Origin of the sequence: Cereibacter johrii (assembly GCF_001720585.1) — a bacterium.
Classification (GTDB): Bacteria; Pseudomonadota; Alphaproteobacteria; order Rhodobacterales; family Rhodobacteraceae; genus Cereibacter_A; species Cereibacter_A johrii.
This window is the reverse complement of the sequence record NZ_MABH01000025.1, coordinates 1-974: the sequence shown is the minus strand read 5'-3', so window position 1 is coordinate 974 and position 974 is coordinate 1. Positions and strand designations below refer to the sequence as shown.

Here is a 974-nt window from a genome sequence, read left to right as displayed (position 1 = left end):
GGGGCCGCGGCAGGGGGCCGTCAGGCGCGCAGCGCGTGAAGGCGCAGCGCGGCGCCGCCCGCATAGTCGGCCGCCTCCCAGCCCGCCCAGGCGCCGTGGTGCTCGACCGAGCAGAGGATCTGCATCGGCGTCTCCATCTCCCAGGTGGCGCCGGGCACGTCGGCCGGGGTGAAGCGCGCGACCTGCGCCCCGTCGATCCGGAAGGTCACGGCCTCGGCATCCTGGGCGATCTCGTAGCGGTGGACGCCCGCCGCGAGCGGCACCAGCACCTTCTCGGACGAGACCGTGCCCCCGCCCGCCTTCGGCATGTGGATGCCCACCGCCCAGACCGGCTGGCCGTCCTTCTTGATCAGCTCGAAGTCGAACTCGCGGGCCGTCCGGGCATAGGTGAAGAAGGCGCAGACGGCGCCCGGATCGACCACCTCGAGCAGCGCGCCCCAGGGACCGGTGGTTGGGGCGGGCCGGTTGAGCTGCAGCACGCCCGAGCGCGGCGGGGTGCCGTCCACATGTTTCAGGAGCACCGATCCCGCGCTCTCCCACTGGCAGAGCGAGGGATCGCCCATCGTGCCCGCGCCGCCGAGCCAGGTGGTCATGATGAGCTCGTCCACCGCCCAGTCGGCCGCATCCCCGCGGGCGCGGCGGAAATCGCCCGCGCGCCGGTAGCCCGTGGGCAGGGTCACCGGACCGGGGCTGCCGTCGGGCCCGGAGGCGCCGGTCGCGGCCAGCGCCACGGCCATGGCCGACAGCCGGTCCTCGAGCGCCGAGACCCGCACCGTGACGGGGAGGAAATCGGCCGGGGTGCCGGCGGGCGCGGCCTCGAGCGCCGCAAGGCGGGCCGAAAGCCCGTCGAGAAGGGGGGTGAGGTCGGGATCGATGGCCATGAAACTCTCCTGGTCAGAAGGGATGGTCGGCCCCGCGGCGGCGGGCTCCGCCAAGGCGCCTCGAGCGGCGGTGCGGGGCAGGGCGGCCCGCTC

The 974-nt window shown here is 75.1% G+C and carries 1 protein-coding gene; it reads right to left on the bottom strand.

Going from position 1 to position 974, the window contains the following annotated elements; translation table 11 throughout:
* Positions 1 to 20: 20 nt before the first annotated feature.
* The gene (locus A9O63_RS01040; protein ID WP_069330254.1) at positions 21 to 881 is read right to left on the bottom strand and encodes a glycoside hydrolase family 16 protein; all 861 of its coding nucleotides are present in this window, start codon (positions 879 to 881) and stop codon (positions 21 to 23) included.
* Positions 882 to 974 lie beyond the last annotated feature (93 nt).

Bases quoted from the DNA above. Each gene is read 5' to 3' on its own strand.
- A9O63_RS01040 (WP_069330254.1), bottom strand. From the start codon at position 881: ATGGCCATCGATCCCGACCTCACCCCCCTTCTCGACGGGCTTTCGGCC.